Origin of the sequence: Microbacterium sp. CSI-V, from assembly GCF_001984105.1 — a bacterium.
Classification (GTDB): Bacteria; Actinomycetota; Actinomycetes; order Actinomycetales; family Microbacteriaceae; genus Microbacterium.
The window spans coordinates 1,039,528-1,058,764 of record NZ_MTQM01000009.1 but is presented as its reverse complement, the minus strand read 5'-3'; the positions used below and the strand labels follow the sequence as shown (position 1 = coordinate 1,058,764).

Annotated in this window: 19 protein-coding genes and 1 tRNA gene; 15 read left to right on the top strand and 5 right to left on the bottom strand. The window is 70.9% G+C overall.

Features of this window, described 5'->3' with window-relative positions; translation table 11 throughout:
- Positions 1 to 13: 13 nt before the first annotated feature.
- Complete coding sequence (locus tag CSIV_RS15940; RefSeq protein WP_077052311.1) at positions 14 to 1,528, bottom strand: PucR family transcriptional regulator; 1,515 nt, start codon at positions 1,526 to 1,528, stop codon at positions 14 to 16.
- 101 nt (positions 1,529 to 1,629) lie between these two features.
- Here CSIV_RS15940 and gabT point away from each other — a divergent pair, with 101 nt between their 5' ends.
- From gabT to nusG, 8 genes are all read left to right on the top strand, one after another.
- On the top strand, positions 1,630 to 2,988 hold the full coding sequence (gene gabT / locus CSIV_RS15935; RefSeq protein ID WP_077052310.1) for a 4-aminobutyrate--2-oxoglutarate transaminase: 1,359 nt from the start codon (positions 1,630 to 1,632) through the stop codon (positions 2,986 to 2,988).
- A gap of 91 nt (positions 2,989 to 3,079) precedes the next feature.
- Positions 3,080 to 4,537 carry a flavin monoamine oxidase family protein gene (locus CSIV_RS15930; protein ID WP_077052309.1) on the top strand — a complete coding sequence of 486 codons (1,458 nt, stop codon included), beginning with the start codon at positions 3,080 to 3,082 and terminating at the stop codon, positions 4,535 to 4,537.
- Positions 4,534 to 5,433, top strand: a complete 900-nt coding sequence (locus CSIV_RS15925; protein ID WP_077052308.1) for a universal stress protein — start codon at positions 4,534 to 4,536, stop codon at positions 5,431 to 5,433. Before CSIV_RS15930 ends, CSIV_RS15925 begins: the two co-directional genes overlap by 4 nt.
- On the top strand, positions 5,430 to 6,980 hold the full coding sequence (locus CSIV_RS15920) for an APC family permease (RefSeq protein ID WP_077052307.1): 1,551 nt from the start codon (positions 5,430 to 5,432) through the stop codon (positions 6,978 to 6,980). Before CSIV_RS15925 ends, CSIV_RS15920 begins: the two co-directional genes overlap by 4 nt.
- A 38-nt stretch (positions 6,981 to 7,018) precedes the next feature.
- Positions 7,019 to 8,380: an NAD-dependent succinate-semialdehyde dehydrogenase gene (locus CSIV_RS15915; RefSeq protein WP_077052306.1), complete on the top strand. Its 1,362-nt coding sequence runs from the start codon at positions 7,019 to 7,021 to the stop codon at positions 8,378 to 8,380.
- A 173-nt stretch (positions 8,381 to 8,553) separates the two neighbouring features.
- Positions 8,554 to 8,626 (top strand) — tRNA-Trp (locus tag CSIV_RS15910).
- Between the two features lie 43 nt (positions 8,627 to 8,669).
- Positions 8,670 to 8,945: a preprotein translocase subunit SecE gene (gene secE / locus CSIV_RS15905; RefSeq protein ID WP_077052305.1), complete on the top strand. Its 276-nt coding sequence runs from the start codon at positions 8,670 to 8,672 to the stop codon at positions 8,943 to 8,945.
- 61 nt (positions 8,946 to 9,006) lie between these two features.
- Positions 9,007 to 10,137, top strand: a complete 1,131-nt coding sequence (gene nusG / locus CSIV_RS15900) for a transcription termination/antitermination protein NusG (RefSeq protein WP_077052304.1) — start codon at positions 9,007 to 9,009, stop codon at positions 10,135 to 10,137.
- A 178-nt stretch (positions 10,138 to 10,315) separates the two neighbouring features.
- Here nusG and CSIV_RS15895 read toward each other — a convergent pair whose 3' ends face one another.
- Entirely contained in the window at positions 10,316 to 11,275 is a 960-nt protein-coding gene (locus CSIV_RS15895; protein ID WP_077052303.1) for a type IV toxin-antitoxin system AbiEi family antitoxin domain-containing protein, read from the bottom strand.
- Between the two features lie 315 nt (positions 11,276 to 11,590).
- On the opposite strand from CSIV_RS15895, the gene rplK reads away from it, so the two are divergent.
- From rplK to CSIV_RS15865, 6 genes are all read left to right on the top strand, one after another.
- Positions 11,591 to 12,022: a 50S ribosomal protein L11 gene (gene rplK / locus CSIV_RS15890; RefSeq protein WP_076494491.1), complete on the top strand. Its 432-nt coding sequence runs from the start codon at positions 11,591 to 11,593 to the stop codon at positions 12,020 to 12,022.
- Positions 12,023 to 12,033: 11 nt separating this feature from the next.
- Entirely contained in the window at positions 12,034 to 12,726 is a 693-nt protein-coding gene (gene rplA / locus CSIV_RS15885; protein WP_077052302.1) for a 50S ribosomal protein L1, read from the top strand.
- Positions 12,727 to 12,937: 211 nt separating this feature from the next.
- On the top strand, positions 12,938 to 13,741 hold the full coding sequence (locus CSIV_RS15880) for an amino acid ABC transporter substrate-binding protein (RefSeq protein ID WP_077052301.1): 804 nt from the start codon (positions 12,938 to 12,940) through the stop codon (positions 13,739 to 13,741).
- 119 nt (positions 13,742 to 13,860) lie between these two features.
- Entirely contained in the window at positions 13,861 to 14,484 is a 624-nt protein-coding gene (locus tag CSIV_RS15875) for an amino acid ABC transporter permease (RefSeq protein ID WP_237488725.1), read from the top strand.
- Positions 14,471 to 15,250 (top strand): amino acid ABC transporter ATP-binding protein, encoded by a 780-nt coding sequence (locus CSIV_RS15870; RefSeq protein WP_077052299.1) that lies wholly within the window; start codon positions 14,471 to 14,473, stop codon positions 15,248 to 15,250. The genes CSIV_RS15875 and CSIV_RS15870 overlap by 14 nt, the downstream gene beginning before the upstream one ends.
- A gap of 2 nt (positions 15,251 to 15,252) precedes the next feature.
- Positions 15,253 to 16,305: an NAD(P)H-dependent flavin oxidoreductase gene (locus tag CSIV_RS15865; protein ID WP_442922933.1), complete on the top strand. Its 1,053-nt coding sequence runs from the start codon at positions 15,253 to 15,255 to the stop codon at positions 16,303 to 16,305.
- Here the strand turns inward: CSIV_RS15865 and CSIV_RS15860 are convergent.
- Positions 16,302 to 16,580 carry an acylphosphatase gene (locus CSIV_RS15860; RefSeq protein ID WP_077052298.1) on the bottom strand — a complete coding sequence of 93 codons (279 nt, stop codon included), beginning with the start codon at positions 16,578 to 16,580 and terminating at the stop codon, positions 16,302 to 16,304. The genes CSIV_RS15865 and CSIV_RS15860 overlap by 4 nt on opposite strands.
- Positions 16,581 to 16,595: 15 nt before the next feature.
- Positions 16,596 to 17,246 carry a LysE/ArgO family amino acid transporter gene (locus CSIV_RS15855; protein ID WP_238592392.1) on the bottom strand — a complete coding sequence of 217 codons (651 nt, stop codon included), beginning with the start codon at positions 17,244 to 17,246 and terminating at the stop codon, positions 16,596 to 16,598.
- Between the two features lie 69 nt (positions 17,247 to 17,315).
- Here CSIV_RS15855 and CSIV_RS15850 point away from each other — a divergent pair, with 69 nt between their 5' ends.
- Positions 17,316 to 18,218 carry a LysR family transcriptional regulator ArgP gene (locus CSIV_RS15850; RefSeq protein WP_077052296.1) on the top strand — a complete coding sequence of 301 codons (903 nt, stop codon included), beginning with the start codon at positions 17,316 to 17,318 and terminating at the stop codon, positions 18,216 to 18,218.
- Here the strand turns inward: CSIV_RS15850 and CSIV_RS15845 are convergent.
- Positions 18,205 to 19,227, bottom strand: coding sequence for an NADP-dependent oxidoreductase (locus CSIV_RS15845; RefSeq protein WP_077052295.1), 1,023 nt, complete (start codon positions 19,225 to 19,227; stop codon positions 18,205 to 18,207). The two genes, CSIV_RS15850 and CSIV_RS15845, sit on opposite strands and share 14 nt — an antisense overlap.
- Positions 19,228 to 19,237 lie beyond the last annotated feature (10 nt).

The following is a 19,237-nucleotide window of genomic DNA, read 5'->3' as shown; positions in this document are numbered from 1 at the left end:
GCGCGCCTCGTCCTCAGGCGGGCTGCACCCGCAGGGCCGCCCACAGCTCGGCACGCGTCGCGAACGACGAGAGGTCCCGGTCGAGCAGTCGCTCGGCCAGGGCCAGGCGTGTGCGGACGGTGTGCCGGTGGACGCCGAGGGCCTGCGCCGTGATCTCGTGCGAGCAGTCGTGGTCGAGCCAGCCGCGCAGGGTCTCGACGAGTCGCGACCCCTCGGCGGTGTCGTGCGCGGTCAGCGGTGCCAGCTCGGCGGCGGCCAGGCTCGGCGCATCGGGACCGAGGGCGGACAGCACCCCGGATGCCGCCACCTCGCGGAACGTGGTGACGGCGTCGCGCCCGCGATCGCGTGCCACCCGTGCCTGTTCGACCGCCGCGGCGAAGCGGTCGTAGCCGGTGGGGTCGGACACGCCGATCCGCGCCCCGAACCGGTCGGCGGCCTCGTCGATCGCGTGTCGCTCGTCGGCGGGGACGACGATGACGACGCCGTCGTCCGCGCGGCCGAAGAACACCGCACCGCGACGCTCGTCCGCGCGCAGCTCCAGGAGTTCGGCCAGCCCGCTGTTGCGGGCGGCGGTCGCGTCGGTGAGCGCGACGACGATGGGGGCGGCCGGCAGTGGTCCCCACGCGTCGCGCGCGATGCGACGGGCCAAGGTCGGATCGTCGGTGAGCAGCGACTGCACGAGGCCCGCGCGGAGAGCGCCGCGGGCGCGGCCGAGGCCCTGGTGCTGCTCGAAGGCGAGCCCGGCCATCGCGATGACGGCGGTGACGACACCGCGGCCCTCCTGGTCGAGCTCTCCGGCCGCGATCGCGATGAGACCGCGGAGGTGCCCCCCGCGCCCGAGGGTCTGCAGCGTGAACGGGCGCCCCTGGATGCGCAGGGAGGATGCCGCGCGGGCGCCGCGCCGGAGCACCGCGGCGACCTCGCCGTTCAGAGCGGCCGACGTGTCGGCATCCACGTCTCCGCCGGGATGCTCGCGCATGAGCTCCCCGGCCGCGTCGTACAGACCGACCCACGTGCCGAGCTGCCGCGCCAGTTCGGCGAGGGTCGCGCCCAGTCCGTCGGGACGCAGCGCCGCGAGCGCGATCGACCGTTGCGCGGAGAGCGCCCACGTCCGTCTCGCGAACGCCTCCGCGGCGATGGCCTCCGCGTTGGCGCGCGCGACCGCGATGAACGGCGTGCGGTACGGCACCTCGAACAGCGGCAGCCCGGCCTCGCGGCACGCGGCGGCGAGCTCGGGAGGGATGCCGTCGCGCACGACCTCCGTGCCGAACCCCAGGCCCGCGACCCCTCTCGCCGTCAGGCGTTGCACGTAGTCGGCGGCGGAGGCGGCATCCGGGCCCTGGAACTGGGTCCCTGTGGTCAACAGGACCTGTCCGTCGGAGAGGAACGGCGTCGGGTCGGCGAGGTCGCTGCTGTGCACCCACCGCACGGGACGCTCGAGCGCCGCGGGCTCGCCGTTCTCCAGGCGGAGGTGCAGGTCGGGGCGGCGCAGCAGTGCGCCGAGGGTGGAGGTGTCGGTGGCGTCCATGGGGCTCCCGCGGGATCCGCTGTACGAGTTGTACAGCGGGGTATCCAGAATGTACAGCACGGTGGGTGTCGGGTCGTGGCACCCTTCCCTACGCTCACGACATGACCGCACCGCACACCGTCACCGCGCCCCCCGTCGGCGGACCCTCCCTCCCGCAGGAGCGCCGCCTGGTCACCAGCATCCCGGGCCCCCGCTCGCAGGAGCTCCTCGACCGCAAGGCCGCCGCCGTCTCCGCCGGTGTCGGTCACACGGCCCCCATCCACGCCGTCGCCGCCGGTGGGGGAGTGATCGTCGACGCCGACGGCAACTCGCTCATCGACCTCGGCTCCGGCATCGCCGTGACCAGCGTCGGCAACTCCCACCCGGCGATCGTCGCCGCCGTGCAGGAGCAGGTCGCCGCCTTCACCCACACGTGCTTCATGGTGTCGCCCTACGACTCGTACGTGTCGGTGGCCGAGGCCCTGAACCGCCTCACCCCCGGCGACCACGCGAAGAAGAGCGCGCTGTTCAACTCCGGCGCGGAAGCGGTCGAGAACGCAATCAAGATCGCCCGCAAGCACACCGGGCGTCAGGCCGTCGTCGCCTTCGACCACGCCTACCACGGCCGCACCAACCTCACGATGGCGCTGACGGCGAAGAACATGCCGTACAAGAGCGGCTTCGGCCCGTTCGCCGCCGAGGTGTACCGCGCCCCGCTGTCGTACCCCTACCGTGACGGTCTGTCGGGTGCCGAGGCGGCCGCGAAGGCCATCTCGCTCATCGAGAAGCAGGTCGGCGCCGAGAACCTCGCCGCCGTCATCATCGAGCCGATCCAGGGCGAGGGCGGCTTCATCGTCCCCGCCGAAGGCTTCCTCCCCGCTCTCGTGGACTGGTGCCGCGCGAACGGCGTGGTCTTCATCGCCGACGAGGTGCAGTCCGGCTTCGCCCGTACGGGTGCGATGTTCGCCTCCGACCTCTTCGGGATCGTCCCCGACCTGGTGACCACCGCGAAGGGCATCGCCGGCGGTCTTCCGCTGGCCGCCGTGACCGGTCGCGCCGAGATGATGGATGCCACGCACTCCGGTGGACTCGGTGGCACCTACGGCGGCAACCCCATCGCGTGCGCTGCGGCGCTCGCCGCGATCGACGCATTCGAGAACGACGGCCTCGTCGAGCGGGCCCGCGAGATCGGCGAGGTCCTGATCTCGCGCCTCACGGCGCTGCAGCAGAGCGACCCGCGCATCGGCGACGTCCGTGGACACGGTGCGATGATCGCGGCCGAGTTCGTCGACCCCGCCACCGGCGCCCCCGACGCGGCCCTCACCTCGGCCGTGGCGAAGGCCGCGATCGCCGAGGGCGTGATCGTGCTCACGTGCGGCACGTACGGCAACGTCATCCGGTTCCTCCCGCCCCTGTCCATCGGCGACGACCTGCTCAACGAGGGTCTCGACGTCGTGGCCGGAGCGCTCGCGCGCCACTGAGCATCACAACCCGAGGGGGTGGCATACGACCCGAACGAGCCACCCCCTCGTTCGCACCATCCCGGGTCACGGAGCAGAGAGAGAAGATTTCATGGACGAGATCACGCGTGACGTCGTCGTCATCGGTGCGGGGGCCGCAGGCCTGACCGCCGCGAACGATCTGCGCAAGGCCGGACTGTCGGTCGTCGTGCTCGAAGCGCGCGACCGCGTCGGCGGGCGCCTCTGGACCGACGTCGTCGAGGGAGCCATGCTCGAGCTCGGCGGCCAGTGGGTCTCGCCCGACCAGCAGGCGCTCATCGACACCGTGGCCGACCTCGGCCTGTCGACCTACAGCCGCTACCGCGAGGGCGACAGCGTCTACGTCGGACCGGACGGTGTCGCGAAGCGCTTCACCGGGGAGATGTTCCCGGTCGCGCCCGAGACCGAGCGGGCCATCGACGAGATCACGGCGCGACTGGATGCCATGGTCGCCGAGATCGACCCCGACAAGCCGTGGGAGCACCCGAACGCCGCCGAGTGGGACACGATCTCGTGGGACGCGTGGCTGCGCGCGCAGACCGACGACGACGAGGCCGTGCGAAACCTCGCCTTCGCCACGGGCTCCGCGATGCTCACCAAGCCGACGCACACGTTCTCGCTCCTGCAGTCGCTGCTCATGGCGGCCTCCGCCGGCTCCTACTCGCACCTCGTCGACGCCGACTTCATCCTCGACAAGCGCGTGGTCGGCGGCCTGCAGCAGGTTCCGGAGCTCCTCGCCGAGCGTCTGGGCGACGACGTGCTCCTGAACCAGCCGGTGCGCCGCATCGTCTGGGGTCCGGAATCCGCCGCCGCGGACCGCCCCGCGGATGCGGTGACCGGACGCCGCGTCGACGACCTGCGCGCGCTGACCGCCCGCGTCGAGGCCGCGAAGTCCTCGACGGGGGTCACCGTGACCACCGACGACGTGACCGTGCGCGCCCGCTTCGCGATCCTCGCGCTCGCCCCCGTGCTGTACCCCCGCATCTCGTTCGACCCGCCGCTGCCGCGCCTCCAGCACCAGATGCACCAGCACATCTCGATGGGCTTCGTCATCAAGGTGCACGCCGTCTACGACCGCCCGTTCTGGCGCGAGCAGGGTCTGTCGGGCACCGCGTTCAGCCCGTACGAGCTCTCGCACGAGGCGTACGACAACACCAACCACGGCGACGAGCGGGGCACGCTGGTCGGGTTCGTCTCGGACCAGAACGCCGACGACCTCTTCCGCGTGAGCGCCGAGGAGCGCAAGGAGCGCATCCTCGAATCGCTCTCGCACTACTACGGCCCCGAGGCGAAGAACCCCGTCGTCTACTACGAGAGCGACTGGGGCAGCGAGGAGTGGACGCGCGGCGCCTACGCCGCGAGCTTCGACCTCGGCGGTCTGCAGCGCTACGGCGCCGACCTGCGCGAGCCCGTCGGCCCCATCCACCTCGCGTGCAGCGACATGGCGGGTGCCGGCTACCAGCACGTCGACGGCGCGATCCGCCAGGGTCACCGGGCCGCCGACGAGATCCTCGAACGGGCCCGCGGATGACCGCCCCGGTGGTCGTGGGGTACACCGCGACCGACACCGGCGCCGACGCGCTCGCGCTCGGCATCCGGTTGGCCCGGGCGATCGGGGCGTCGCTCGAGGTCGCGCTCGTCCTCCCCGACGACGCGCGCAGCGTGATCACGCCCCCGGATGCCGCGTACGCGCGGCTCGTGGCAGAGCAGGCCGAGCGCTGGCTCGGCGAGGCGGCCGGCACGATCGGGGATGCCGTGCCCCACCGCGAGCACGTCCGGCACGCCGATTCGTTCGCCGAAGGCCTGGTGGGCTTCGCCGACGAGATCGGAGCCGGCTACATCGTGGTCGGCGCGGCCAACGGGGGCCTCCGCGGGCGGCACCGGCTCGGGACGGTCGCGTCCGAGCTGCTGCACTCGTCGGACGTGCCCGTGGTGCTGGCGCCCGAGGGCTCGCGGCGCGTCGACCCCGCGATCGGCATCAGCCGGGTCACGGCCGCGATCGGCAGCCGCCCCGGCGCCGACGTGCTGCGCGAGGAGAGCATCGCGCTCTCGGCCGCGGCATCCGTGCCCCTGCGCCTGCTGTCGCTCGTGACCGTCGACCTGCCGCCCGGACTCGAGACCGGAGCGATCCGCATCGCCGGTGCCCGGCACGCCGAAGAGGTGCTGTCGCAGGCCCGGGTCGAGCTGCCCACCGACGTCGCCGCCGAGGTCGTGGTCGCCGACGGCGACAGCATCGAGGAGGCCGTGCGCGACCTCCCCTGGGATCCCGCCGAGCTCGTCATGGTCGGCAGCAGCCGCCTCGCGCAGCCCCGCCGCCTGTTCCTCGGTTCGACCGCGGCGAAGATGCTGCACGAACTCCCCGTCCCCCTCGTCGTCGTGCCACGCAGTCGTGCCGACGTCTCCGCCTCGGAAGGACCGCGGCCATGACCGCTCCCGCACCCGCCACCGGCAGCGACGCCGGCGGCCTGTCGAAGAAGGGTCTGAGCGCCGGCACGATCGGCCTGCTCGGCGCCGTCGTCATCGGCATCTCCTGCATCGCCCCCGCTTACACCTTCACCGCCGCGATCGGCCCCACCGTCGGGGCCGTGGGCGTGCAGGTCCCGGCGATCATCCTCGTCGGATTCATCCCGATGCTGCTGGTCGCCTTCGGCTACCGCGAGCTCAACAACCGCATGCCCGACTCGGGTACCTCGTTCACGTGGGCCGCCCGGGCGTTCGGGCCCTGGATCGGCTGGATGGCCGGCTGGGGACTCATCGCCGCGACCGTCATCGTCCTGTCGAACCTCGCCGGCATCGCCGTCGACTTCCTGTTCCTGCTCATCTCGCAGCTCACGGGGCAACCGGGCATCGCCGACCTGGCATCCAATCTGCCCGTCAACATCGTCGTCTGCCTGCTGTTCGTGCTCGGGGCCACCGTGGTGTCGTACCGCGACATGCAGACGACGCAGAAGCTGCAGTACGTGCTCGTCGGGTTCCAGGTGATCGTGCTCGTCGCCTTCGCCGCGGTCGCCGTCGCGCACGTCCTCGGAGGGGATGCCTACGACCCGACGCCGTTCGACTGGTCGTGGTTCAACCCGTTCGCGGTGTCGTCGTTCAGCGCCTTCGCCGCGGGCGTCTCGCTGTCGATCTTCATCTTCTGGGGGTGGGACGTCACCCTCACGATGAACGAGGAGACCAAGGATCCCGAGAAGACGCCGGGGCGCGCCGCGACCATCACGGTCGTCACGATCGTCTCCCTGTACCTGCTGCTGGCGGTGTCGATGATCATGTTCGCCGGCATCGGCGACGGCGAGTTCGGCCTCGGCAACGCCGACATCCAGGACAACGCCTTCTTCGCGCTCGCCGGACCCATCCTGGGGCCCTTCGCCGCGTTCGTCTCGCTCGCGGTGCTCACCAGCTCGGCATCCTCGCTGCAGTCCACGTTCGTCGGCCCTGCCCGCACCCTGCTCGCCATGGGGCACTACGGCGCGCTGCCGCCGAAGTTCGCCGCGGTCAGCCCGCGCTTCTTCACCCCGGGCTACGCCACGATCGTGTCGGCGATCGTCGCCGCCGGTTTCTACGCCGTGATGCGGGTGGTGAGCGTCAACGTCCTGTCGGACACAATCCTGACCCTAGGCATCATGATCTGCTTCTACTACGGGCTGACGGCCTTCGCGTGCGTCTGGTACTTCCGCAAGCAGTGGTTCGACTCGGTGCGCAACGTCTTCTTCACCCTGCTGTTCCCGCTCGTGGGCGGCGTCATCCTCGCCGTGATCTTCGTCACGACGCTGATCGACAGCATGAACCCCGAGTACGGCAGCGGCTCGGAGGTCGGCGGCGTCGGTCTGGTGTTCGTCCTCGGCGTGACCATCATCGTGCTCGGCGCGGTCATCATGGTGGTGCAGTACTTCCGCCGGCCGGCGTTCTTCCGCGGTGAGACGCTCTCGATCGACGCCCCCGCCAGCGCCCGTCGGGGCCGCCGCCTCGCCCGATGACCTCGACCACCACCACGACCACGAATACGGGAGCCCACATGAGTGACTACGCCGTCGTCAACCCCGCCACGGGGGAGACCCTCGCCGAATACGACACCCTGTCCGACGCGGGCGTCGAGGCCGCCCTCGCCGCCGCTCACGACGGCTACCGCGCGTGGTCGCGGACGGCGCCGGCCCAGCGCGCCGAGGCGCTCCGCCGCGTCGCCGAGCTCCACCGGGAGCGGCGCGACGACCTCGCCGCGATCATCGTGCGCGAGATGGGCAAGCCCCTGGAGGCCGCGCTCGGCGAGGTCGACTTCGCCGCCGACATCACCGAGTACTACGCCGACAACATCGACAAGATCACCGGCGACAGCCCGATCGACATCCTCGGCGAGGGTACCGCGGTCATCCGCCGCTCGGCGCTCGGCCCGCTGCTGGGCATCATGCCCTGGAACTTCCCCTACTACCAGGTCGCCCGGTTCGCCGCGCCGAACCTCGCGGTGGGCAACAGCATCCTGCTCAAGCACGCGCCCCAGTGCCCCGAGTCCGCCGAGGCGCTGCAGCTCATCTACCGCGATGCGGGGCTGCCGGAGGGCGCCTACGTGAACATCCGCGTCACGAACGACCAGGCCGCCACGATCATCGCCGACCCGCGGGTGCAGGGCGTGTCGGTGACCGGTTCCGAGCGCGCCGGAGCCGCGGTCGCCGAGATCGCCGGCCGCAACCTCAAGAAGGTCGCCCTCGAACTCGGCGGGTCCGACCCGTTCATCCTGCTCTCCACCGACGACCTCGATGCCGCCGTCCAAGCCGCCGTCGACGCGCGCCTGGACAACAACGGCCAGTCCTGCAACGGGGCGAAGCGCTTCATCGTGGTCGACGACCTCTACGACGCGTTCCTGTCGAAGTTCAGCGCGGCCCTCGGGGAGGCGAAGGTCGGCGACCCGTTCGCCGAGGACACCGTGCTCGGTCCCCTGTCGTCGCTGGCCGCCGCGGAGCGCCTCGACGAGCAGGTGCAGCGCGCCGTGTCCCAGGGCGCGACGCTGGAGGTCGGCGGCACGCGCGACGGCGCGTTCTACCCGGGCACGGTGCTCACGGGCGTCACGAGCGACATGGACGCCTACGGCGAGGAGTTCTTCGGCCCCGTGGCGACCGTCTACCGCGTCTCCGGCGAGGACGAGGCCGTCGCCGTCGCCAACGACACCGGATTCGGTCTCGGCTCGTACGTCTTCACCACGGATGCCGCTCAGGCCGAGCGCATCGCCGAGCGGATCGAGGCCGGAATGGTCTACGTGAACCTCGTGCTCGCCGACTCGCCCGAGCTGCCGTTCGGCGGCGTGAAGCGCAGCGGCACCGCCCGCGAGATGGGCCTCCTCGCGGCGGACGAGTTCGTGAACAAGAAGCTCATCCGCACGGCCTGAGTCGTGTCCGTCCCCCGGCGCGGTTCGCCACGCCGGGGGACATGGCATAGACTGGGACGTGCAGGAGAAATCTGCATTCTTTCGCCGTGCCTAGCGCACAGGCGGCATCCCTCCCCGAGAGATTCCTGGCGAAAGCATGTCGGTTTCGCATCCCGGGCCCCGCGAGGGGTCTTAGGGCGGTAGCTCAATTGGCAGAGCAGCGGTCTCCAAAACCGCAGGTTGCAGGTTCGATTCCTGTCCGCCCTGCGCACAGCACACGCTGGCAACGAGAAGCGACCTAGGTGGTTCGATGACGCAGGACGAGGCGAAGGGCGAGATCGTCGCAGACCGCGGCGCGCCCCGTGAGAAGAAGCTCAACTTCTTCGCGCGGATCGCTCTTTTCATCCGTCAGGTCATTGCGGAACTGCGCAAGGTCGTCACGCCGACGCGGCAGGAACTCGTCAAGTTCACGGCCGTCGTCCTCGGGTTCGTCGTCGTCATGATGGCTCTCGTGTACGGCCTCGACGTGCTGTTCGTGTGGCTGACCAGTGCCGTATTCGGCATCCCCGGCGCCGCCGGCGCCTGACCGGCGCTTCGGCGGACGCGCGGCCCCACGAGCGGCCGCCCCAGAACGGAAGAGATCACCAGTGTCTGAAAGATATGTCGACGACGCCGATTGGGCGCCCACGGCGGAGCAGTCCAGCGAGGACGACGAGGCGCAGGAGGGCGACATCCTGGCATCCCAGGAGCACGCCTCCGACGCGGCCGAGCACAGCGCCATCCACATCGTCGACGATGAGAACGACGATGACGACGACGAGCTCGACGACATCGACATCACCGACCCGGAGGCCGACGCCATCGTGAACGACGCTCTCGAGATCGACGAGGCCAGCGAGGCCGAGGCCGCCGCCGAGGTGCTCAACGACTCGCTCGAAGAAGAAGCCGCCGAAGAGGCCGCCGAGGCCGCCGACGAGGTCACCCCGTACGACGGTCCCGACATCAACGGCGAGCCCGACGCGCCCGTGCTCGACGAGGACTTCGTCGACGAGGTCGCCAGCGCCGCGAGCGTCGTCGACGAGGTCGAGGCGTCTGTGTCTCCCGCCGACGCCGCCGAGGCCCCGGTCGACGAGGACGCCGCCGACGACGAAGACCTCGACCCCTACGAGGTGTTCCGCGCCGAGCTGCGTTCGCTGCCGGGCAAGTGGTACGTGATCCACTCGTACGCGGGCTTCGAGCGCAAGGTGAAGGCCAACATCGAGCAGCGCAAGTCGACGCTCGAGGTCGAGGACGACATCTACCAGGTCGAGGTCCCGATGGAGGACGTCGTCGAGATCAAGAACGGCCAGCGCAAGATGGTCACGCGCGTGCGCATCCCGGGCTACGTGCTCGTGCGCATGGATCTCAACGAAGACACCTGGTCGGTCGTCCGCCACACCCCCGGCGTCACCGGCTTCGTGGGCAACGCCCACAACCCCACGCCGCTGCGTTTCGACGAGGCGTTCAACATGCTGAAGAGCCTCGTCGAGGTGAAGGAGTCCGCTCCGGCCAAGGGCGGCGCCGCCAAGGGTGCTCCCGTGGCGCAGCGCGTCATCCCCGCCGAGGTCGACTTCGAGACCGGCGAGACCATCACGATCAAGGAAGGCTCGTTCGCGGGTCTGCCCGGCACGATCAGCGAGATCAAGCCCGAGAGCGGCAAGCTCACGGTGCTGGTGTCGCTCTTCGAGCGCGAGACCCCGGTCGAGCTGTCGTTCGACCAGGTCACCAAGATGCTCTGACGCCCCGCGCGTTCGCGAACGCCCCGCCCGGCCTGTGCCGCGCGGGGCGTTCCGAGTTTCGCGCGGCCGCTGCGGTATCCGCCGCCCTCGTTGCGCCTGGCACCCCACGCATAAACACGATCGACGCCTATAAACACGCTGCCCCCGTGTTTATGGGCGTCGATCGTGTTTATGCATGTCAGGTCGAGCGCGCGTTGCGCCCCACCGAGGACAAGGCGGCGGTCTCGGGGTGGCGCTCGGGGCGCAGGCCCGCAGCGGTGAGCGCGTTGCGGAGCCCCGCCACTCCGAGTGCTCCCGCGTAGTCCCACCGAGCGATGCGCCACCCCTGCCGCCGAAGCGCGTCTTCGCGATACTTCTCCGCGCGGACCGCTGCGGCTGCGGCGGCGGGGTCGTCGGCGCCGTACTTGAGCCAGCCGTCCGACTCGCCGAGGATCTTCCGCTCCGGCCAGCAGAAGTCCGACCGGAAGATGCGCCCCTCGACCCGGTGGTTGCGCTGGAGCTCGGGGGTGGGGAACCCGCACCATTCGATGACGGCTCGGCTGATGGACTCGCCAGGAGACTCTGCCAGAGGGGTGGCATGCGACAGCACCCATCGAAGACGTCGTCGCCCGAACTCGTTTCGTTGTGTCGCGGCGCGATCGAGCAGAAGCTCCCCGTCGAGGTCGAAGGCGCGCAGCGCGGCGTCCGCCACAGCAAGGCCCAAGGCGGGCGGCAACACGCGTGCGAGGTCGATCGCCACGTCCTCGACGGCGGAGATGCGGATGCCGGCGACCTCGTGCTGCGATCGCCTGTCGGCGCTCGTGTGCACCGTGACATCGCCGTATCTCGCCGACCGAGAACGGCGCGCGTCGAAGATGTGAATCGTGCGGGGATGCCCGAAGACGGGAAGCCCGAGGAGTGACGCCGCGGCTTCGTGCGAGAAGACGGCATCGGGTCGCGCTAGCGCGAAGGCGTGGACGCGAACGAGGTAGCGCTCCCAGGGCGGTAGCGCTTCCCACTCCGCGCGAATGACGTACACGCCGGCCCGGACTCGCCACAGCGACTCGTCACGCCAGGGCGGCGGACCCGACCGCGGCGTATCCGACACGAGGAGCAGGGGGGTCGGCGACGCGCGCAGCGAGCGGGGGACGGCATCCATCCGGCGAGACTGCCAGGTCGGCCGCCGGCGGGACTTCGGGGCTGTGGATGACTTCCTGCCCTCCCTCGCATAAACGCTTCTCGCGCGTAGAAACACGCTCCGTGCGTGTTTATGAGCGCGAACCGTGTTTATGCGTGACCCGCCTCAGCCGGACGCCGGGCGCGAGCGCGGCCGGTGGGGGAGCGGGGATGCCGGGACATCGCGTATGATGGGGAGGTTGCTCGTGCGTCTGCGCGAGCGCGACCGCTGTCCGGAACGGCCGGACGTGCGGGAGAGAGGATGCCGCGAGGCATCCGCTCGAGAGAGGAAAAGGATATGGCACCCAAGAAAAAGGTGACCGGCCTGATCAAGCTCCAGATCAAGGCGGGCGCGGCCAACCCCGCGCCGCCGATCGGTCCGGCGCTCGGCCAGCACGGCGTCAACATCATGGAGTTCTGCAAGGCGTACAACGCGGCGACCGAGGCCCAGCGCGGCAACGTCATCCCCGTCGAGATCACCGTCTACGAGGACCGCAGCTTCACGTTCATCCTGAAGACGCCCCCCGCCGCGGAGCTCATCAAGAAGGCCGCCGGTCTCGCCAAGGGCTCGTCGACGCCCCACACGGTCAAGGTGGGCAAGCTCACCAAGGACCAGGTTCGCGAGATCGCTACGACCAAGCAGCCCGACCTGAACGCGAACGACATCGAGGCTGCGGCCAAGATCATTGCCGGCACCGCCCGTTCCATGGGCATCACGGTCGAGGACTGAGGGAGATAATCATGGCTACCAAGTCCAAGGCATACCGGGCCGCCGCCGAGAAGGTCGCGCCCGACACGTTCTACACCCCGACCGAGGCCGTTGCCCTCGCGAAGGAGACCGGCTCGAAGAAGTTCGACTCGACCGTCGAGGTCGCGCTGAAGCTCTCGGTCGACCCCCGCAAGGCCGACCAGATGGTCCGCGGCACGGTCATCCTGCCCCACGGCACGGGTAAGACCGCTCGCGTCATCGTCTTCGCCAACGGTCCCGCGGCCGAGGCGGCCCTCGCCGCCGGTGCCGACGAGGTCGGCGGCGCCGAGCTCATCGAGAAGGTCGCCGGCGGTTACACCGCGTTCGACGCGGCCGTCGCCACGCCCGAGCTCATGGGCCAGGTCGGTCGCCTCGGTAAGGTCCTCGGACCCCGCGGCCTCATGCCGAACCCCAAGACCGGCACCGTGACCCCCAACCCGGCCAAGGCCGTCGAGGAGATCAAGGGCGGAAAGATCGAGTTCCGCGTCGACAAGCACGCCAACATCCACTTCGTCGTGGGCAAGGCGTCGTTCTCGACCGAGCAGCTCGACGAGAACCTGAAGGCCGCGCTCGAGGAGATCGTCCGCCTCAAGCCGTCCAGCTCCAAGGGCCGCTACATCCAGAAGGGCGCCGTGTCGACCACCTTCGGTCCCGGCATCCCGCTGGACGTCAACGCCATCGTCTGACGCACCACGCCGAAAGCCCCGTCGCGCCTCGTGCCGGCGGGGCTTTCGCGTGCCGGGCCGGCACCGCGCGCTGCACGAACGTGCAACACGGCGTCATCCGGGAAGGATGCCCCGTCGATCCATGTTGGGCTGGGGGTGCGCCCCGGGCACTTCCCTCCGGAGTGCCCCCGCACGCCCCCCGAACTCACCCGCACCACAGCAAGGAACAGCTATGCCCCGTCGTCGTCTTCCCGTCCTCGCCGCCGCCCTCGGCGCCCTCGCGCTCGCGCTGACCGCGTGCAGCGGCGGCTCCACGTCCGGTTCGGCCGAGCAGGGCGATGACTTCGGTCTCGTCTCCGGCGGCACCCTCACCGTCGCCACCGAGGGCACCTACCGTCCGTTCTCGTACCACGACGAGTCCGGCACGCTGACCGGCTTCGACGTCGAGATCGCGCAGGCGGTCGCCGACAAGCTGGGGCTGAAGGTCCGCTTCCAGGAGACCCAGTGGGATGCCATCTTCGCGGGCCTGGACGCGGGTCGCTTCGACGTCATCGCCAACCAGGTCTCGATCAACGCCGAGCGCGAGCAGAAGTACCTGTTCAGCTCGCCCTACACCGTGTCGCGCGGGGTCGTGGTCACCACGGAGGACGACTCCTCGATCTCGAGCTTCGCCGACCTGGCCGGCAAGACCACCGCGCAGTCGCTGACCAGCAACTGGTACGAGCTGGCGACCGAGAGCGGCGCGCAGGTCGAGGCCGTCGAGGGGTGGGCGCAGGCCGTCGCTCTGCTGCAGCAGGGTCGCGTCGACGCCACGATCAACGACCAGCTGACCTACCTCGACTACGAGAAGACGAACAGCCCCACGGGTCTGAAGATCGCCGCGGAGACCGAGGACACCTCGGAGAGCGCGTTCGCGACGACGAAGGACAAGCAGGCCCTGACGGATGCCATCGATACGGCGCTCGAGGAGCTGCGCGCCGACGGCACCCTGGCCGAGATCAGCCAGAAGTACTTCGGCGCCGACGTCACCAAGTAAAGCCCCGGCGCACGCCCGCGCCTCCCGCCTAGCGTGGGAGGGCGGGCGTGCCGCGTTCGCGACTGGAAGGAGGCCGAGTGAACGACATCTGGACCCTGCTGCTCGATTCGTTCTGGCCCATGGTGCTGGCGGGGTTGCGGGGGACGATCCCGCTGTCGCTGGCGTCGTTCGCCATCGGACTCGTCATCGCCCTGGCGATGGCGTTGCTGCGGCTGTCCCGCAACGTCGTGCTGCGCGGGATCGCGCGGTTCTACATCTCGGTCATCCGCGGAACCCCGCTGCTGGTGCAGCTGTTCGTGATCTTCTACGGTCTGCCGGCGGTGGGGATCGTCATCGACCCGTTCCCGGCCGCGGTCATCGCGTTCTCGCTCAATGTCGGCGGGTACGCCGCCGAGGTCATCCGCGCCGCGATCCTGTCGGTCCCGCGCGGCCAGTGGGAGGCGGCCCACGTGGTGGGCCTCTCGCCACGCAAGACCCTGACGCGCATCATCCTGCCGCAGGCCGCCCGGGTGTCGGTGCCGCCGCTGTCGAACACGTTCATCTCGCTCGTGAAGGACAGCTCGCTGGCATCCCTCATCCTGGTCACGGAGTTGTTCCGGCAGGCTCAGAACATCGCCGCGTTCTCCTACGAGTTCATGGCGATCTACCTGGAAGCCGCCCTGATCTACTGGTTGTTCTGCCTCGTGCTCTCCGCGGGGCAGGGAGTGCTCGAGAGGAGGCTCGACCGCCATGTCGCACGGTGACGACGCTCTGACCCCGCTGTTGCAGGTTCGGGGTCTCGTGAAGAACTTCGGCACGAACCGCGTGCTCGACGGGGTCGACCTGGAGGTCCGCCGCGGCGAGGTGCTCGTTCTGATCGGACCGTCGGGTTCGGGCAAGACCACGGTCCTGCGGTGCCTCAACGCCCTCGAGACACCGGAGGCGGGTGTCGTGGACTTCGACGGCGGCCCGTCCATCGACTTCGCCGGGAAGGGGGGGAAGTCCGACCGCGCGGCGATGCGCGACCGCTCGGCGATGGTCTTCCAGCATCACAACCTGTTCCCGCACCTGACGGTGCTGCAGAACGTCATCGAGGGTCCGGTGCAGGCGCACGGGGTGCCCAAGGCCGAGGCCGTCGCCCGCGCCGAGGCGCTGCTGGACCGCGTGGGGCTCACCGAGAAGCGCGACGCCTACCCGTCGGAGCTCTCCGGCGGGCAGCAGCAGCGCGTGGGGATCGTGCGCGCGCTCGCGCTGCAGCCCGATCTGCTGCTCTTCGACGAACCGACCAGCGCCCTCGACCCCGAACTGGTGGGCGAGGTGCTGAAGGTGCTGCGCGGCCTCGCCGACGAGGGGTGGACGATGGTCATCGTGACGCACGAACTCGGTTTCGCGCGCGAGGTCGCCGACGAGGTGCTCTTCTTCGACGAAGGGGTCATCGTGGAACGCGGCGCGCCCGAGGCGCTGTTCACGGCGCCGAAGAAGGAGCGGACCCGCCGGTTCCTCGATCGCCTCCTGCGCCCCCTGGACTGACCGTGTCACGGCTGACGGAGCTGTTCGGGATCGACGTCCCGATCGTCCTCGGGCCCTTCGGGGGTCTGTCGTCCGTCGAGCTGACCGCCGCGGTGAGCGACGGCGGCGGTCTCGGATCGTTCGGTCTCTACGGGTACGCGCCCGAGCGCATCCGCGACACGATCGGCCGCCTGCGCGCGGCCACGGACCGGCCGATCGCCGTCAACCTGTGGTGGCCGCGCGGTGACGAGGTGGGGCCCTCCGACGTCGATCTCGACCCGGTCCTGGATGCCACGGCCCCGCTGTTCGAGGCCACCGGGGCCGCGCGTCCGGAACTGCCCGCCGCGTTCCTCCCGGCCCTCCCCGACCAGCTGGACGCCGTGTTCGCCGCCCGGCCCGACGTTGTGAGCGTGGTGTTCGGAGCTCCGGATGCCGCGACCGTGGCGCGCGCCCGGGAGCACGGCATCCGTCTGGTCGGCACCGCCACCTCGGTCGCCGAGGCGGTCGCGCTCGAGGACGCGGGGGTGGACGCCGTGGTCGCCACCGGGATGGAGGCGGCGGGCCACCGCGTGTCGTTCCTGCGCGATCCCGCGGACTCCCTCGTGGGGACGTTCGCGCTCGTGCCGCAGGTCGTCGACGCCGTGTCCGTGCCCGTGATCGCCGCCGGCGGTGTCGCCGACCGCCGCGGGGTGACGGCCGCCCTCGCCCTGGGCGCGGAGGGCGTGCAGGTCGGCACCGCGTTCCTGCGCACGCGGCAGTCCGCGGCGACGGTGGCCCATCGCGCGGCGATCGCGGCCGCCCAGGACACCGACACCGTGCTGACGCGGGCCATGAGCGGGCGGCTGGCGCGTGGCATCCCGAACCGAGCCGTCCGCGAGATCGAGGCGGCCGACGCGATCGCGCCGTTTCCCGCCCAGAACTGGCTCACGGGTGTCTTCCGTGCCGCGGCCGCGGCGGCGGGGGAGGGCGAACTGCTGTCGCTGTGGGCGGGCCAGGCGGCGGGTCTCGCGCGGCTCGACGACGCCGCCGACGTCCTGTCCGAACTGCGCGCGGGGCTGCCCGACGCGCTCGGCTAGACGGAGTCGCGGATCTCGAAGCCGGAGCCGTCGGCGGCGTCCGAGACCTCGGTCACCTCGACCCGCTCGACGCGCGCCAGCGGGGGACCGTGCTGAGCCCACGCGACGAGCGACTCCACGGCGGTCGCTGTTCCGGCGACGTACGCCTCGACCGCGCCGTCCCGGCGATTGCGCACCCAGCCGGTCGCCCCGACGCGCTCGGCCTCGGCGCGCAGGGCCCACCGGAACCCGACGCCCTGCACGTGACCGCGGACGGTGATCTCGACGGCTGCCATGCCTCCATTGTGTCCTCAGCCGGTGAACACGGGGAGGACGAGCGAGAACGCCAGGGCCCACATCACGAGCGCGATGACGCCGTCGAGCACCCGCCACGCCGTGGGGGAGTCCAGCCAGCGTCCGAGGAAGCGCGCGCCGAAGCCGAGCGCCGTGAACCACACCACGCTCGCGGCTGCGGCCCCCACGCCGAAGACGCCGCGCTCCGCGCCGTGCGTGGCGGCGACGGATCCGAGGAGGAACACCGTGTCGAGGTAGACGTGCGGGTTCAGCCAGGTCAACGCGAGGCAGGTGAGCACGGCGGCGGTCCGGGCCGTGGTGGTCGTGCGCGTGCGGACCGCGGCCGAGGTCGACGTCTCCGGTTCGACGTGAAGGACCGCGCCGGAGGGGCGCAGCGCCCTCCGTGCGGCGACGATCCCGTAGCCGACGAGGAACAGCGCGCCCGCCCAGCGCACGACGCCCAGGAGCCACGGCACCGCGGTGACGACCGCGCCGACGCCCGAGACGCCCAGCGCGATGAGGACGGCGTCGGACACCGCGCAAACGGCCACCACGGCGAGGACGTGCTCGCGGCGCACGCCCTGGCGCAGCACGAAGAGGTTCTGCGCGCCGATGGCGACGATGAGCGACAGGCCGAGCCCGAAACCGGCGGCGAGGGAGGAGAGCACGATCCGACGGTAGGGCCGCGGAGAGGTCAAGTACAGTTCATGATTCTGACGAACCATTAGCATCGCTTCATGCCCATCCCGCTCGACCTTGCCCGCACGCTCGCGACCGTCGTGGACGAGGGAACCCTGGATGCCGCCGCCCGCCGCCTTCGCCTGACCCCGTCGGCCGTCAGCCAGCGTCTCAGAGCACTCGAGGATCAGCTGGGTCGAGTCGTTCTGGTCCGCTCGAAGCCGGTGCGCGCGACGGCGGCGGGGGACGCGGTGATCCGGCTGGCGCGCCAGCTCGCCCTCCTCGAGCACGATGCGCTGACGGCGATCGGGGCGGACGGCGGGTCCGTGGCATCCCTGCCTCTGGCGGTGAACGCCGATTCGCTCGCGACGTGGTTCCTGCCGCCGCTCCAGCGCGTCGCGGAGCGACGCTCCGTCGTGTTCGACCTGCACCGCGACGATCAGGACTTCACGGCCGGGCTCCTCGAGTCGGGCGCGGTCATGGCGGCGGTCACCTCGCGCGAGACGCCTGTGACCGGGTGTCGCGTGCGAAGCCTGGGCGTCCTGCGCTACGAAGCCGTCGCGTCGGCCGGATTCGCCGCGCGCTGGTTCCCCGAGGGCGTCGATGTCGCCGGCCTCGCCGCGGCACCGGTCGTCGACTTCGACCGGCGGGACGACCTGCAGACGCAGTGGCTCGCGGCGCGGGGTGTGCCCGTGGCGGCGCCGCCGCGGCACCGGGTGCCCGCCTCGCAGGACTTCGCGACAGCGGTGTCGCTCGGTCTCGGGTGGGGGCTGCTGCCCGGATTCCAATCGGCTGACGGACTCGCGAAGGGGACGCTCGTGCGCCTCGGCGGCGACCCGGTCGACGTGCCGCTGTTCTGGCAGCAGTGGAACCTCACCTCGCCGCTCCTCGACGAGGTCGCCGACGAGGTCGTGGCCGAGGGGCGACGGGTGCTCGCGGCCGACGGGATCAGTCGTCGCTGACGCGCAGCACGATCTTGCCGCGCGTGTGCCCCTTCTCGAGCTCGCGGTGGGCGTCGGCGGCATCCTCGAGATCGAAGACGCGGTCGACGAACACGCGCACGGCTCCGGAATCCAGGAGGCGCGCGATCGTCGCCAGTGCGCTCCCGTCGGGGATCACCTTGTACCCGGTCGAGCGGATGCCGCGCGCCGAGGCCGCTTCGCGGAAGCCGGTCCACGCGCCCGTCGGGACCTCGATGAGCAATCCCCCCGGACGCAGGACCTCGAGCGACCGCGTCCCGGTGTCGTCGTGGACGTTGCCCACGAGGTCGACGACGACGTCGACGGCGGCGATGGCATCCTCGAACCGCACCGCGGTATGGTCCACGACCTCCGCCGCACCCAGCTCGCGGAGCCAGTCGAGGTTGCGGGGCGACCCGGTGGCGATGACGTGCGCGCCGAAGTAGGCGGCGAACTGCACCGCGAAGTGCCCCACCCCGCCGCTCCCGGCGTGGATGAGGATGCGTTGGTTCGCGTGCGCCAGCGCCGTCTCGACGACGAGGCCCCACGCGGTGAGGGCCGCGAGCGGCACGCCGGCGGCTTCGACGTGCGAGAGAGACGTGGGCTTGCGGGCGAGAGAGAGGGAGGGGACGACCGCGTACTCGGCGTACGTCCCCGGGGTCCGCGGTGTCGGCGTCATCCCGAACACCTCGGTCCCCGGCGGGAACGGATGCCCCTCGTACGGAGCCTGGACCACGACGCCGCTGAAGTCGTAGCCCAGCGTCGCCGGCCACGACGTGATCGCACCGCACGCGCCGCGACCGGCGCGGGTCTTGGCGTCGATCGGGTTGATGCCGGCCGCGACGATGCGGACGAGCACCTCGCTGAGGATCGGGGTGGGGACGGGGACCGTCGCGGCGTGCAGGGCGTCGGGCTCGCCGGGGGCGTCCAGGACCGCGGCGCGCATGGTCTCGGGAAGTGTGGGACCGGGCGCCTCGACGCTGGCCTCGGGACGCGACGATCGGAATCTCATCGGGCGCTCC